19 protein-coding genes are annotated in these 15,237 nt (G+C 26.5%); 1 reads left to right on the top strand and 18 read right to left on the bottom strand.

Annotation, left to right across the window (positions count from 1 at the left end; genetic code table 11):
• Positions 1-61 precede the first annotated feature (61 nt).
• From miaB to AC4FQ1_RS01245, 8 genes are all read right to left on the bottom strand, one after another.
• Positions 62-1,429: a tRNA (N6-isopentenyl adenosine(37)-C2)-methylthiotransferase MiaB gene (gene miaB, locus AC4FQ1_RS01210; protein ID WP_491168687.1), complete on the bottom strand. Its 1,368-nt coding sequence runs from the start codon at positions 1,427-1,429 to the stop codon at positions 62-64.
• A 97-nt stretch (positions 1,430-1,526) separates the two neighbouring features.
• Positions 1,527-1,907 (bottom strand): hypothetical protein, encoded by a 381-nt coding sequence (locus AC4FQ1_RS01215; protein WP_491168688.1) that lies wholly within the window; start codon positions 1,905-1,907, stop codon positions 1,527-1,529.
• A gap of 77 nt (positions 1,908-1,984) precedes the next feature.
• The gene (locus tag AC4FQ1_RS01220) at positions 1,985-4,153 is read right to left on the bottom strand and encodes a type IV secretory system conjugative DNA transfer family protein (protein WP_491168689.1); all 2,169 of its coding nucleotides are present in this window, start codon (positions 4,151-4,153) and stop codon (positions 1,985-1,987) included.
• Positions 4,154-4,178: 25 nt separating this feature from the next.
• A complete protein-coding gene (locus tag AC4FQ1_RS01225; RefSeq protein ID WP_491168690.1) occupies positions 4,179-4,343 on the bottom strand; it encodes a hypothetical protein in 165 nt (54 codons plus the stop codon).
• Positions 4,336-4,548, bottom strand: a complete 213-nt coding sequence (locus AC4FQ1_RS01230) for a hypothetical protein (RefSeq protein ID WP_491168691.1) — start codon at positions 4,546-4,548, stop codon at positions 4,336-4,338. Before AC4FQ1_RS01230 ends, AC4FQ1_RS01225 begins: the two co-directional genes overlap by 8 nt.
• 12 nt (positions 4,549-4,560) lie before the next feature.
• The gene (locus tag AC4FQ1_RS01235) at positions 4,561-4,980 is read right to left on the bottom strand and encodes a hypothetical protein (RefSeq protein WP_491168692.1); all 420 of its coding nucleotides are present in this window, start codon (positions 4,978-4,980) and stop codon (positions 4,561-4,563) included.
• A gap of 283 nt (positions 4,981-5,263) precedes the next feature.
• Complete coding sequence (locus AC4FQ1_RS01240; RefSeq protein ID WP_491168693.1) at positions 5,264-5,473, bottom strand: hypothetical protein; 210 nt, start codon at positions 5,471-5,473, stop codon at positions 5,264-5,266.
• The gene (locus AC4FQ1_RS01245) at positions 5,460-5,594 is read right to left on the bottom strand and encodes a hypothetical protein (RefSeq protein ID WP_491168694.1); all 135 of its coding nucleotides are present in this window, start codon (positions 5,592-5,594) and stop codon (positions 5,460-5,462) included. The genes AC4FQ1_RS01240 and AC4FQ1_RS01245 overlap by 14 nt, the downstream gene beginning before the upstream one ends.
• Before the next feature lie 331 nt (positions 5,595-5,925).
• On the opposite strand from AC4FQ1_RS01245, the gene AC4FQ1_RS01250 reads away from it, so the two are divergent.
• Positions 5,926-6,306, top strand: coding sequence for a DUF5301 domain-containing protein (locus tag AC4FQ1_RS01250; protein WP_491168695.1), 381 nt, complete (start codon positions 5,926-5,928; stop codon positions 6,304-6,306).
• A gap of 26 nt (positions 6,307-6,332) precedes the next feature.
• Here AC4FQ1_RS01250 and AC4FQ1_RS01255 read toward each other — a convergent pair whose 3' ends face one another.
• The 10 genes from AC4FQ1_RS01255 to AC4FQ1_RS01300 all read right to left on the bottom strand — a co-directional run bounded on the left by AC4FQ1_RS01255 (position 6,333) and on the right by AC4FQ1_RS01300 (position 15,235).
• Positions 6,333-6,533, bottom strand: coding sequence for a helix-turn-helix transcriptional regulator (locus tag AC4FQ1_RS01255; RefSeq protein WP_491168696.1), 201 nt, complete (start codon positions 6,531-6,533; stop codon positions 6,333-6,335).
• 9 nt (positions 6,534-6,542) lie between these two features.
• Entirely contained in the window at positions 6,543-6,800 is a 258-nt protein-coding gene (locus AC4FQ1_RS01260) for a hypothetical protein (RefSeq protein WP_491168697.1), read from the bottom strand.
• Between the two features lie 228 nt (positions 6,801-7,028).
• Entirely contained in the window at positions 7,029-7,469 is a 441-nt protein-coding gene (locus AC4FQ1_RS01265) for a hypothetical protein (protein WP_491168698.1), read from the bottom strand.
• A gap of 12 nt (positions 7,470-7,481) precedes the next feature.
• Entirely contained in the window at positions 7,482-8,462 is a 981-nt protein-coding gene (locus tag AC4FQ1_RS01270) for a hypothetical protein (protein ID WP_491168699.1), read from the bottom strand.
• Positions 8,463-8,665: 203 nt separating this feature from the next.
• Entirely contained in the window at positions 8,666-9,592 is a 927-nt protein-coding gene (locus AC4FQ1_RS01275; protein WP_491168700.1) for an N-acetylmuramoyl-L-alanine amidase, read from the bottom strand.
• 49 nt (positions 9,593-9,641) lie between these two features.
• Positions 9,642-10,028 (bottom strand): phage holin family protein, encoded by a 387-nt coding sequence (locus tag AC4FQ1_RS01280; RefSeq protein WP_491168701.1) that lies wholly within the window; start codon positions 10,026-10,028, stop codon positions 9,642-9,644.
• Positions 10,029-10,118: 90 nt separating this feature from the next.
• Positions 10,119-12,599: a BppU family phage baseplate upper protein gene (locus tag AC4FQ1_RS01285; RefSeq protein WP_491168702.1), complete on the bottom strand. Its 2,481-nt coding sequence runs from the start codon at positions 12,597-12,599 to the stop codon at positions 10,119-10,121.
• Entirely contained in the window at positions 12,596-12,811 is a 216-nt protein-coding gene (locus tag AC4FQ1_RS01290; protein WP_491168703.1) for a hypothetical protein, read from the bottom strand. Before AC4FQ1_RS01290 ends, AC4FQ1_RS01285 begins: the two co-directional genes overlap by 4 nt.
• Before the next feature lies 1 nt (position 12,812).
• A complete protein-coding gene (locus AC4FQ1_RS01295; RefSeq protein ID WP_491168704.1) occupies positions 12,813-12,953 on the bottom strand; it encodes a hypothetical protein in 141 nt (46 codons plus the stop codon).
• Positions 12,953-15,235, bottom strand: coding sequence for a phage tail spike protein (locus AC4FQ1_RS01300; protein ID WP_491168705.1), 2,283 nt, complete (start codon positions 15,233-15,235; stop codon positions 12,953-12,955). The genes AC4FQ1_RS01295 and AC4FQ1_RS01300 overlap by 1 nt, the downstream gene beginning before the upstream one ends.
• Positions 15,236-15,237: the final 2 nt, after the last annotated feature.

Genomic DNA, 15,237 nt, shown 5'->3' on the forward strand with positions numbered 1-15,237 from the left:
AGGAGTTTATAATTTAAAAATAAGAAAACAAAAAGGCCTTATTTGGCCTTTTTTTATTTCATTATTTAATTAATTCACCTATAAGTGAAAATGGCTGTGCACGAACAATTTTTAAATCTACAAGAGTTCCAATTAAGGATTCATCTCCTTCAAAATTTACTAATTTACCATTTCTACTTCTTCCCATTAATTTAGTATCATCATTTTTACTTTTTCCTTCAACTAGTACTTCAAGTGTTCTACCTTCATATTTTTTGTTGTTTTCTATTACGGCTTTATTAACAGCATCAACAAGTCTATTAAATCTTTCATGTTTAACAGAATCAGGTACTTGATTATCCATTTTATCTGCCGGTGTATGGTTTCTTCTTGAATATATAAAAGTAAATGCTGAATCATATTTTACTTCATTTACAAGACTTAATGTATCTTCGAAATCTTCTTCTGTTTCACCTGGAAATCCAACAATAATATCTGTTGTTATAGTTACATCTGGAATTTCTTTTTTTATTTTTTCTATTAATCCCATGTAATGTTTTCTATCATAATGTCTATTCATTTCTTTTAATATTCTATCTGATCCACTTTGAACTGGTAAATGTATTTGCTCACAAAGTTTATCGCATTCTTTTATAGCTAAAATTACATCTTCATTTAAATCTTTTGGATGTGAAGTCATAAATCTAACTCTTTCTAATCCTTCAACCTCATTAATCATTCTTAATAATTTTGCAAAATCAATATCTTCTTCTAAGCCTTTTCCATATGAGTTAACATTTTGACCTAATAATGTTATTTCTTTATATCCTTTGCTTACTAAATCTTTAATTTCTTTTAATATTTCTTCTGGTTTTCTACTTCTTTCTCTTCCTCTAACGTAAGGTACTATACAATATGTGCAGAAGTTATTACAACCATACATTATTGTAACATATGCCTTTACATCACTTTCTCTATCTACTGGAATACCTTCAACTATATCAGTTTCTTTATTAAAAATCTCTTTTACTTGTACACCTTCAGTTTTTACTCTATTTAAGTACTCTGGGAATTTATATGCGTTATGAGTTCCAAAAATTATATTAACATATGGAAATTTTGATAATATCTTATCTGCCATTCCTTTTTGTTGCATCATACATCCACAAATACCTATTATTAAATCTTTATTTTTTTCTTTAAGTTTTTTTAATGCTCCAAGATTACCAAAAACCTTATTTTCAGCATTTTCTCTAACACAACAAGTATTAAATAATATTATAGATGCTTCTTCTTTATTTTCAGTTCTTGTATAGCCAATTCTTTTAAGCATACCTGAAAGTTTTTCAGAATCCTCTTCATTCATTTGGCATCCGTATGTAGCAATATAGAAGAATTTCTCCTCTTTATTAGAATTAAGTTTCTCAAGTTGTTTTATGTCAAAGTTCATTTCATTTCCTCCATTTATAAAGATTACTTTTTGTATTATAGCACAAAGATTGTACTAAATAAAAGACTGGATTAAAACTCTGGTCTTTTAAATTTATTTATCTTGTTGGCTTCTTTGATCTCTCTAGTTCTTTAAATATCTGTTGATCTTTATCAGAAAAATCTCCTAATTTATTTGATTGAAAAATTTTAGCATCCTCATAATTTAACTTTGTATACCCTTTTCCCCCTACAGAATATACATAAGGTTTAATATCAATAAAATTAGTTACATGATCTATGGACTTTTGGTCTTTAACATCATATAAATCAAGTTTATCTAAAAGATAGAATACACCAAATCTTCCATCACTTCCAAAAGACTCTACTGTATCTTTTCCTGAATTTGATGAATATCTGTTATCTTCATCATTAGAACATCCAATCATTAACGATAGACTTAATATCAGAAGCAACATAATACTTAGTAGTCTTTTCATTAATATTCCTCCTTAGTATAAAAGTATATAAATATTTTATCATAAACATAAAAAAGATAGCAATTTTGCTATCCTTTCTAAATTGGCTTTGGTAATTTAGTTATAAAACTAGAGTAACCTTTACTATAGTATATTAAATTCAAACTACTATATTGGTCCATATCTCTAAGATCTTCAAATTCAAAGTTATCCATTTTATTTTTAAAGTGATTGAAGTCATCTTCCAATGCTCCTGTAAGAAGCATATATGATGTACCTGAACTTTCTAAAGTTTCATCTATTTCATTTAACTGATTTGTATTATGAGTTGCAAATACTAATTTACATCCAAACTTTCTCGTTTGAGGAATTATCTCTTTTAAATCATTCATAACAGTAGGTGCTTGAAACAATTCATCTATTATTATATTACAAGGTCTAGGTTTATCATGCATTGCCCCTCTAGTTGCACAAGCTAACCATATCTTTGACATAAAATAAGTAACAAGTATATTTTTAATATGCTTTGATGGGAATTGTGCTTGTGGCATCTTTATCAGTATTACTTTTCCTTCTTCCATAGCCTTTACAAAATCTATATTGTTTTTAGTATCCTTATTGTACATATATTTAAGTTTAGCATCACTTCTTAATACCCTTGTTCTATCTAAAATATGTTCAATTTTACTTTCTCTAGTACCTATTATTTCAGATTGGATACCTTCTTTTATATCTTTAGCACTAACTTTTGACCATTCATTTAATTCTTCTAAAGTTTCAACCTCTTCATCTAGTAATTCATATAGCTCTTTATCTTTCTTTAACTCTTCTATATATTTCATTCTAGTTTTATAACAAGTCAAACATTTTATTACATCTTTTATGCTGGTATATCCTAAAGAAAATACTATATCTCCAGCTGCTCCTAATATAGTTTCCATTCTACTACTTAATGGATCTCCTACAATAATACTATTAATGAAACTTTTGAGTTGAGTAGTCTGTAAATTTCCTACTTCTAATCTTTCAAAAGCTGATGCATTAGGCTTTATTTTTAATTCATCAAAGCCGAATCCTTGCATATTTTCTTGTTTACCTAAATCAATTTCTAAGACTTTATCCTTTGGAGCTATAGATTTAATACTATCACTCAATTCACACTTTTTAATAAAATCTATAATTACTACACCTTCATTATTATCTATACAATCTTTAGTAAAATTAGATAAGTAAGTTGATTTACCTCCACCCATTGCACCTATAAGCACAAGTGGTAAACTTGCTTTATCATAACTATCTTCTAAAAATGCCTTTGTTTCTGTTCCTTTATACTTAGTAGTTCCTAATCTTTTCTTACCTGATTGAAGTTCTTTAGGTATTTTTACTTCTTCTGTTTTTATATGATTAATTCCTAAAGAGGTTAAAAGAAGTCTACCTGGTATCTTTATAAAATTAGCAACTTCATCTACACTCATTTTACTTATTTTTGTTTTTAAATTCATATCTAATACATTACATACATGTTTACTTTCTAAATGTATTAATTCATTATTATCATCTAATACTCTAAATGAATTGCAAACTGATTGTATATTATTTATTTTTCTTACATTATCATCTGAATCAGAAACAACTGCTATTTGAGTATTTATTATTTGGCTATCTTTTTTCTTCTTTGTAGATATACTAATTTCATCATTTTGAACTGAAAGAGCATTCATAAAAGCTCCATAGGTACTTATTTTTGTATCTATCTTTTCTCCGCCTAAAGAATCATTTAAAACTTCCTTTAACATATCTATTACACTACAGATAAAAGTAAATGTAATTTTAAATATATATTCTAAGCTTACAATTTCTTTATCCATACATTCTTTACGTTTCATTTTAGCTATTGCTTTATTATATTTATCTCTCCATCCAGTTTGGCTACATGGCATCATGTTAAATATTATTGTTATTCTATCTGTATCATTCATAACTTGCATAACACTTAAAATCTGATTTAATGGTTCATTAGATTTTCTATCAACTATTTGTAGGCTTAATGCATCATCTTTTTTTAAGAATAATTCTTTTTGTATAGAATTTTGGGAGAAAGGCTTTATACCTTCCTCCACAATTTCTATAGTACATTTAGACCATATTTCTTTTATTTTTTCTAAAATGATATTTTCATAAAACTTAGGAACAAGAAAATAAAAATTAGAATTTGAATCTACAATATCTATGATGTATTTTATACTGAAATAAGTATCTATAATCAATTTCTTTTGTTCCTTATGAATTAATTTATTTATAATGAATTAATTTATTTATACTTTTATAAGTATTAGCTATTGTCTTAACTAAATTACTACTATTATAGTTTCTTATACTTTTATGGCTAGTTATCTTTATCCAACTGTAGCTAGGTTTTCTTAATTCAAAATAATCACTTAGTTTCAAACTACCCATTTACAATCACCTGTTTAAGTGCTTGTAAGATTATAAATATAACTGTTGATGCAGATACATATTTTAAACTTTTCCTAAAGCTACATATATATAGTAATATTGCTATCATACAAATTATCAAACATATCCAATAAGAATTATCTATTATTCCTAACAGTATCCATTGAAATAAATTAATTATATTTTCTTTAATCCAATCTAGCATATAAATACCTCCTTAAAAAACTTCTTTAATCCAATCAAATAAAGATGGCATAAAATATATACTTGCAAATGCTATACAATACTTAACTATTGGTTTAGCAAGATCAGATGGATTAGTGATAGCATTACCTTGAAGTATTTCAGTTAGAATTTCTTTTATACAAAGTACTAAGCATAACCAATAGCCAACTTGTTGAGCTATTCCTAATAATCTATTTCCTATAGTATCAATTGCTGGAATGGCTTCTGAAGCATAAGCTGTTTTAGTATTTGTTATTAGAAACATTGTACAAGCAACTCCAAAGACTATAAATTTTTCTACTCTAGGATCAATAATTAATAAATTCTTATTTTCTATTCTAATATCAATTAAATCTTTTTCTTTTCTTTGTAATTCCATGAACTGCTTTAGTGTCATAGTAACATCTTTCATATTTAATTAAATCCTCCTGAATATTATTTTTAAAAATGGTAATACTATTATTAAAGAATATTTCATTTTTATCGGAGGTATCTTTATGTTTATTGCAGGGTATATTACTTGTTATGCTGTAGTTGGAATAGCATTAGCATTACTTTCTTAAAAAAATCTTAATACTATAAAAACTAATCGGAAAATAGTCAACTTTTTATATATTGCTGCATAAGCTATAGCGTAAGCAAAGCTTAGCGATAGCAACCTAGCCTAAGTCTATCCTTCAACTGGATAGGCTTTTTTATTTGATTTTAATTATATGAGTAGTGTTATTAACTACACAATAAGCAGTACATTCATTAGTATTTAAATAAATATTAACATCATCTGAATACTTCACGCCTAAAGATTTAAGTTCTTTAAGAATAGTTTTTTCTAAATCTTTAAACTCAAACTTTTTATCTTCCATTTCTAATATAAAGATCTTATTACCTTTTTTAGTTTTGGCCATCTTTTTTCCCCTCCATATCTTTTATTATTAATTCCTTTATATAAGCACTAGGAGAAACCTTCCCCATGCAATGCAAATATAAATTTAATTCTCTTTGTTTAAAACTAACAGGTATTTTCATACTATTTTTGCTCCTTTTTGATTCTTATGGTTTATTTATATGCAATAATTTTAAAAATGTTTCTTATATTTTAAGAAAATTCTTTTATTTTAAGAAAGTTACTTAAAATAGATATTGAATTAGAATACAAGAGAATTAAATGAGGTATGTATAAATAATATATATATATACAATATTCAATATATAAATAGAGAATATTTTAATTTTCATTGATTTTACAAATATAACCATATAATATTTTGATTATAACTATAACTTAATAGGAGTGATTAATATTAGAAAGAACAAAAAAATAATTATTTTCTCAATGGTTATTTTATTAGGGGTTATTATGTTTCTATCAATTAGGGAAACAGTTACGAGTAAACAAATGTTAGATATTCCAAAGAAAAATGAGATTTCATTTATAGAAATATACAATGATTTCAGTAGTAATACATCTAAGTTGCATACAATTGAAGATTCTAAAGACATATCAGAGATTTACAATGCGTTATTATTAGTTAAGAAAAACAAAATAATGCAAAGCATAGACGATTCACCTACTAATATAAATGGAAAACTTATAAGAATAGTATTAACTGATAGTTCTAATAATCTTATATCATTGTTTGTATACCAAGGTAATGACGGTAAATACTATATTGAAAAACCATATGAAGGCATTTATGAAATATCAGTTCAAGTATATGAAACTTTCACTAAGTTTTAAAACAGAGCCAAAATAAAAAAAGGTATCTAGTCATCTAGATACCAAATTTCTTTTACATCTTTATTTAATTTATTTGCAATTAATAGAGCTTTATCTAATGGAGGTTTGCTGTGATTGTTTTCCCAACCACTATAGGTTTTTATACTTATACCTAAAAATCTTGCAAATTCTCCTGAATTCATTGTGTACTCTTTCATTCTTATTTCTTTTAATCTATTTTTTACCATAAACACTACCTATTTAAATAAATTTAGAAATAATTGAAATAATGAAGTGTTTTTCTTAGTTACTTTACCAGTAGTTGATGTATTGATTACATCACCAGCTGAAACCGTTGTTTTATTATATACTTTATTGTAAGCTGCACGTTTAGGATTATTGATCCAACCCATTCCCTTTTTTCCGTATGCTGGATTGATAGCTTTTTTAATTTGTCTTTTAGCTTTTCCTGTGGTTCTAGCTTTTAAAGATTTTTTTAAGCTAGGTTTTCTCATACCCATTTTCATAATATCACCTTCCATAAGTATATTTTACCATTAAATGGATAGGATTTAAAGTGAGGTGATTTTATGGGTATAGTATTTATTTTTATTACTTTAGTTATATTAATATTAGCTTATTTAGTATATATTTTATTTCTTTTACTTATACTATTTATCCTTAATAATTGAAAGCATTTAATATGAAAAATCCCGGAACTTAATATAACCATGTATTTCATACTATTTTATTTTTCTTATTATTCCAATTAAGTCATACATACATTTTATGAATAGCAATACACCTATTAATAAAAAATATTGTTCCATCCAAAGTAATGTTGATAAATTAATATTGCTATTAAACAATATTAATAATGAACTTATCATGCTTATCAAATTACAGAAAATAGCTATATATATTTGCCAATAGTATTTAGCTATATAACCACCATTATTTAGCCTTTTTACCTTTTCGCTACCAAGTCCGCTTATAATTATGCCTAATCCAGTAAATAGGAAACCTGCAAAAATTGATCCTATTGTTAATATATTAAAATGATCGCCTTTTTCAAAATCAGTTATTACTTTGATTAATTGAAATTTATATGCTAAAAAGACTAATATATTGATACTTATAAAATAAATAATAATAAACTTTGCATCCTTAATCCTTTTAAACATATAAATTCCTCCTTATTTCATATAATCTAATAAATCATTTCTATTATTTATATATTCTTGATGTAATTTCTTTTTTATTTCATCAAATCTTTCTTCAGGTTTATTTTTTTTATATTTAAAGTTTACTTTAGATATAAACTCATTTTCTAAAAAATGATAAGGAAGTGCTTGATTTTTAGCTGTATCTTTTGCTTTTGCTAAACACTCTTTTACTCCACTGTTATGGGTTTTATATATATAATCTTTAAACCCTTCTAATTTACTTTTATCTTTCAATAAATTTTTGTTACGTTCAGCTGTAATTGTAATTACAATATCTGTTGAACGTACGTTTTCAAGTTCTTCATATAAACTTTGACTAATACCTATACCATCTAATCCTAAAATAGCATCTGTTGGTACTGCTATTTTATATTGAAGTGCAGTTATTAGTTGTTTTTTTTCTAGAATTTTTGTTGCATCTTCAGTTATAATTGGATTTATTTCAATTTCTCTTGTTTTATCAGAATGATATCTATTTATTAAATTAGTTAGTTTTCTTATATCTGGTGCTGATACTGATGTAAGATAAGCTATACTAACTTTTTTTACTGTTTCTTCAAAGAAAATATAAAAGTAAGTGAATATTTCCATGTTTTCATCATCTTCAATTTCAATTTCTCTTGTACTGTAATCAGTCATATTTCTTTTTTGTAAATTAGTAATATCCTTCTTTTTACCTATTCTCCCAAAAATGTATTGGAAATCATCAAAATTAGCATCATCTTCTCTATTAGTAATATTCTTTCCTTTTTCTAAAATTTCAAACATAACCCAATCAGGTTCATCATTTAATAATATAGTATTATTTGTATGATTATTTTTAACTATATGTTTAAAATCTTTTTTTAATTCATCATAACTTAAGTCAGTTGCTATAGGTATATTTTTTCCTTTTTTTATTATAGTTGATTTTTTAATATAATTAGCTTGATAAAAATGTATAGTAGCCATATTACCTCCATATTTTCTTTCTATCCCTTAGAAAATATGTTATAATAGAACATATTTAATGAGACATATTCGTTTTTGAGAACTTACGTGCTACCAACACTTAGTAAGTTCTCTTTTATTTTACAATATTTACTTTTTTTGTACAAACTAATATTTTCCATAAAATAAAAGGCTAGTAAGAGTTCTCCTACTAGCCTAAAACGTTAATATTTTAAATCTTTAATATATGCCCAACTGATAACATTATCTAATAAAGCCATATCTCCTTTAATTTCTTTAACTTTATACTTATTATTTTTTACCCAACTTGGAACGCTTTGGCCAGTTGCCCACTTTGAACCTACCATTTGAACATACATTCCAACTTCTAATTTTTTAGAACTTGTACTTATTTGTAGATCCTTTAAGTAACACCAGGAAGTTATTTCTTTAAGTAGAGCTCTATCCCCTTGGATTTTACTTATTGTATGAATTTGTTTCTTGGCCCAATCTGATATTTTTTCTCCTGTTGCATATTTAGTACCTGTAATTTTTACTCTATCTCCAACCTTAAAGTTAGTATTTGTATTAGATTGAGGCTTTGTAGTAGATGAATTTGAATTATTACCTGATACTTTTTTATTTGATATAGATTCAGCTATTTTCTTACCTATTGCATCAGGACCTAATTTCTTATAAAGTTCCACATCTTTAGTAGCTTCAACAAAGCATGTTTCAATTATCATAGATTTCATCTTAGTATTTTTAAGTTCATACAGATTAGTTCTTATTTTTTGTCCTCTATTTTTAAATCCTAAATTACCTAATCCATCTACAACTCTTTTAGCTTCTGTAAATTCTCTGTATACACATACTTCTGTACCTAATGCTCCATTATATTTATCATAAGCTTTATTAAAATGTATAGATATAAATAAATCTGCGCCCCAACTGTTAGCTTTGTTAACTCCATATTTTAAGTCTTCTGAAGAACCCATTTTACCTGGTGTTACATCTAATACTGTATGTCCTAGTTGCTTTAAATATTTTATTACTGCATCTTTAACTTTTCTATCTTCTGTTAATTCATCTATTATTGCTCTTGCTCCTGTAGCTCCTGGATTGTGTCCACCTCTTACTGCTATTTTCATAATATATTACCTTCTTTCTTTTAATATTTTTATAAATTAAAAAGAGCAACTATCTAAGTTGCTCTTCATTTCCTAAATTATCAATTTTATCAGTATAAACTTGTAGTCCTTTTACCAAGAACCCTGGTAATTTTACACCTATTTCTATAAGATTTTCACATATTGACCATAGCTCTTTTAAACTCATAAATACTATAAGCACAAAAATTAGTGCTGCCGCTACTGGAATTATGTTTGCTACTACTATAGCAATAAATAATACTATCAATTCCCCTACACTTCCAAATAATCCATCTCTAAGTGTTCTACTCTTAACCCTTCCTTGTTTCCATGCTTTAGTAACTCCTGTTATTACATCCATAAATACTAAGAATGCAAATAAGTAATAAATTGCCTCCAAAGTAACATTTTCTTGTAGAATTTTTATTAAATCCATTTTCTTTTCTCCTTTTTATATAAAATTAGGCAATAAAAAAAGACCTTTAATAGATCCATTAATATTGCCTTTATATTTCTAATTTTATTTTTATTTTACTAATTCATTAGCATCCATTAAGCTTATTATCTCATCATATTCAGCTTGTGTAATTCTCTTACCTTGTAAATATCTACTTGCTTTATATTCAATATCCTCTCTATCATAGTTGTTGTTTAATACTAATATTTTCATCATTTCAAATGGACTTCTTGCCATATTTTTAACTCCTTTCATATTTAAATTTATAGGTAATCCTATATTCATTTCTAATTCAAAAATTCTAAAATCTAGGTCTAAATCTGAATTTGTTAACTCTACATCTTGGTCATGTAACTTAAGTGTTTTAGTATTTACTTCATCTTTAAGTTGTTTATTCTCGTGCTCTAAGTTTGTGTTTTTACTTCTTAAGCTACTAATAGTTGCTGGAACATCTACTGGAGCTTTAAAGCTAAGATTAGGTTTTATTTCATTTTCAGAAAATACATGAGTAATATCTTTAAATGTTTCTAAATTAATAGAATTTAAATTAGATATTTTGTATTCAATTGGTTCAGCCAGTTCATAATAAACAGTAACGTGATTGGTTTGAAGCCATTTTTTTAATCCTTCTACATCTGGAGTTTCTAATCTTTCTTTTTTAATTCTAAAATTGAAATCTTCATCCGTAAAACATCCTTCATAATCTACACTACCTAATCCTGTGAAATATTGTACAAATTTATTATTTATAATTTTTGAATAAGGTTTAATTCCGTTTATTTTTGTAAAAAACATAATTGTTTCCTGTGAAGCATCATATTTATAAATAGTATAATTTTCTACTCCTTTTAAAGTTGTTAAACCTATATTTTTTCTTACATAACAACTATCATCTTTGTTGTATATCAAATCTTTTGTTCCATTAGGTAAGCCTTTAAGTCCGTCCTCAAAAGGCAATAAAATTTCTTTTTTATTTCCCTTATAGGGTTCATAGTCAGTATCACTGGTTATACCTTTTCCTACCATAAGCTTTTGTAATTCTATCTTATTAGAAATATCTACTTCACTACTTGATTTCATTTCAACTCTAGCATATACACATCCACTAGGTATGTTTACAGTTGTATTACCAGAAATATAATTTTTACCTATAAGATCTTTATAATTATTATAAAAATATACTACTGATAATCTTACATCATCATCCTCATTATTATTCACTATACCTAACTTAGTAAAATTTAATACTTTAATGTAATTACTTCTTATATAAATATTTTTATTGTAGTCTGCTCCATTAGCATCTATAATACCACCTGATTCAATAAATTCAACTAAGTTTTTACCACAACTCGAAATACTAATTTTATTATCTGCTAACTCCCCAATAGATTTAACTCCTTCAAAGTATAATTTAGGGATTGGTTTACTTGTATAATCACCTTCTAAAAGCATAACTTCAAACTTTATATTAGTTGATTTATTACCTCCATTTGCCCAAATACAGAAAAAAGCATCGCAATTATACTCTTGTTTATCAATATCTATTGATGTACATTTAATTTTTGATATTCCTAATTTATTTTCAAAGGAATTTTTTTCAGGAACTAATGCACTTAAATAACTACTCATACCTAAATTTTGATTAGCACTATTGCTTATTATATTAACAACCACAGTATAGGTTGTATTTGGTTTAATAAGTGCTTTATTTTTAATACATCTTATTGCTGTAGAATTAACATCAGAACCAAATGGAAGTATTAGTGAATTATTATCTATATCTCCATCACCTTGAAATGAATAATTTGATGTTAATATTTTTGGAAATAAATTTTGATAAGTACCACCTTGTATAATTATATCTTTAGTAAAACCAACCTTTGAATGTTCTATAGTTACATTTTCACCCTCGAAAGGTAAATAACTACCATCATTTATAACTTCAAATGCTCTTTCGATATCTAAAGTATTCTTTCTAATATTTTTTGTATTAGTTGTAATTTTTGAATCATAATTCTTAAGATTTTCAGCTAATGGTTTAGCTTTGTTTTCATAAAACTCTTGTCTTTTAATTTCATTATTTGCTCTTATTTTTTCATTTTCAATTCTAGTAGTTTCATCTCTCTTAGCATTTTGCAAGTCAATTTTTAATTGCTTAAGTGAATTAAATTCATCAGATGCAGCAAGATTATCTTCACCTAAAACTTTCTTATTGACTTTAATAAAAAAACTAGATGTTGTCATTTCACCTTCACTATCTTCTAAGTTTAATTCAAGTTCTATAAGTCCATAAACTGCAAGTACGCTATTTTTAAGTTGTATTGTTAATAAATTACGATTTATAGTAAATCCGTCAATTTGTTCTACAACAGTATTATTAGGTCTATATGCCCCTAAGGTTATAGTTTGTCCTGTTATATCAAATTCTTGTCCATTTTTAAATAGAGTAACCTCTAAAGTAGCATTATCACCTTGCTTAAAAGTAGCAATAGGAGAATAGTTAATAGCATTAACATCAATAGCATTTTCTCTATCTATATTCCTCATTCATTTTCTCCTTTTAACTCTTTTAAAATATTATTATAGGAATTAGTTAACTCTATTTTTTCTTGTCTTTTAACATCAAGCATTATATCTGATAAAATCCCTGTAATTAAAAAAGCAGGTAATCCATATTGCATGGTTGCCTGGCTTAATGCTGTATTTAACATACCTCTTACGTTCTCTATTTTCACATTTAAAGGTAAGTCTTTCCCCATATTACTTCACCTCACTATATAAATAAATTCTTTCTTTACGTTCGTTTTCAGTTTCACTAATATCATAATAATCTTCCTGTTTAGGTTCTTTTGGTCTTTTATAAGCTTTGTTATTTTCTTCTATAACATATTTTTCTTTCATTATGGATTCCCCCAACTAGCATCTATTAAGATTCCATTAGAAAATACTAATTTACAATTATTAAACCAACGTGCTGCAGTTCCATTTGTATTCATTTCTGCTATTTGTACAAATTTTAAAGTTCCATTTATTCCTCCACCTTCAAACTCAACATTTCTTAAAGTGTAATTATGCATATCTATATCACAACCTGCATGCAATCTATTAGCTGCATAACCTTCTACTGTTTTGTTAGCATAGCTCCATTTCATCGCATAATAGCCACTATTTCTTTTCGCCCAGGTCATATATGCACCTGATTCTTCTAAGTCAAAAGTAAATCCTTTAAGAGCATTATCACTACTAATATTATTAGTTCCTATTTTACCTAGATAATCTCCATCTCTCCAAAAGTGCATTCCATCTTCATCGAATACACTTCTCCTATTATAAGCAGTAGCTTCTCCGTTATAAATTACTAATGCTCCATCTTCAAATTGTACGAATTGTGAAATATTGTTCCAGGCAATCTTAACAGCATGAGAATTTTGTTCTAAAAGAGTTCCAAATTCTCCACTACTTACTTTTGTCTGTATAGCATCATCGAGAAAATCAAGTTCTTTTTGAGTTGCAACTGCTTCACTATTTATTCTTAATGTTGTTACATCTAAATTAACATTACCGAAACTGTCTATATCTAAAGTCCTCTTACCATTTCCATCTGTAACAGATAGTTGTTTAGCATCTATATAATTCCCTCTAAGTTCACCTATCCAACCTCTATCTAAAGATAAAGTTCCTATAAGTGCTTCTCCAATAGCCATTTCTCCTACGTAATTAGATAAATCATCAATTTTAGTAGTTGTAACTGTAATCTGATTACTAAATAATGTTCTATTTCCATGACTATTAACAGCACAACATCTAAAATACCAAGTTTCATTAGGTTTAGCTTGAAATAAAAATGTACTCGCTTGTCCTTGAAATATTAAATCAAATACATTAGGAGTAAAGTCTTTAACCTTACTAGCATACAATTCATAGCTGTAATAAAGCTTATTCTCAAAAGTCCAGCTTAACTCTATATTTGCAAAACCATAAACTTTAGAAGTCAAACTAGGTATGCTTGGTAACGAGTCTGGAAAATCATTTAAATCCCCAGGTTTTCCATCTAATCCTGGTGGCCCTTGCACTCCTTGCACTCCTTGTGGTCCAGGTGGTCCTGGCTTTCCATCTTCACCATTTTGACCATTTCCAATAATGTCACAAATATTTGTTTTAGGTTCTCCAAGTTCCATTGATTCATATCTACCTTCTAAAACATTAAATACAGTTTTAATTACTTTTACTTGAGTATCAATTCTATAAATTCTATGCTTAACAGTAACAACATCACATAAACTTATTTCATCTTGTATTTTCTCATACCCAACGCATTTAGAAAGCGGCACAAACTCTATTTTGTAATTTAACTTTGGAATATCACATTTATTTTCTTTAAAGTATTTCTCAGATAAAGTTCTTAATTTTTCTAATGTAGGAACTTCATTATCTTCAAATTTATCTGAGAAATCTATATGTTTTATATAAGGATGACTAAAGTTATTTATAAAGTTACTATCAACATAAATTCCCTTTACTATAGTTTCTTCTTGACCTTCAGGAGTATATTTTGCATAAGGGAATATCCTAGTAATTAAATCTGTTGTATCTTCAGTACAATTAAATCCAGTTAAGTTTTTACCATATTCTATAGTAACGTTATTATCATGGCCACGCCTATTCAAAACATGTATATTTTCGTTATCTCTTAACATTTCAGCACCAGTTCCAAATGTATCTATTATAGATCCTTTACTTCCAGCTATTGCACTTAAGCAATCAATCATTTCTATTTTAAAATTTTGAGCATTTATTATATTAGAATAACCTCTATAATGTCTACAAAATTGAGAGTTTCTAAATATAGTATTAAGAGCATATTCACAACTTTGGTTTTCTATATTTATGCTTTCTATAAAGTCATACATTAAATCAAAACTTATGTGTCTAGCATAAATTTGTACTTTATTAGCAATTTCCTTACTTATATGATAGATTCTAAACTTCTGATTTTTTAATATGTCATTGGCATTTGAAACTATAATGTTTTCTTTTATTAAAGAGTTAAAATTACTATCAAAAGTTGGATAAATAAGTTTTAATTCAAATATTCCATTTCTCTCTTCTTCAACAAAGCATTCTATGCAATTTTCAAGATTAGCTATAATTGTATTACCAGTCTTATCATATAATTTAATCATCT

The sequence above is a fragment of the Clostridium sp. TJA020 genome (genome assembly GCF_058310295.1).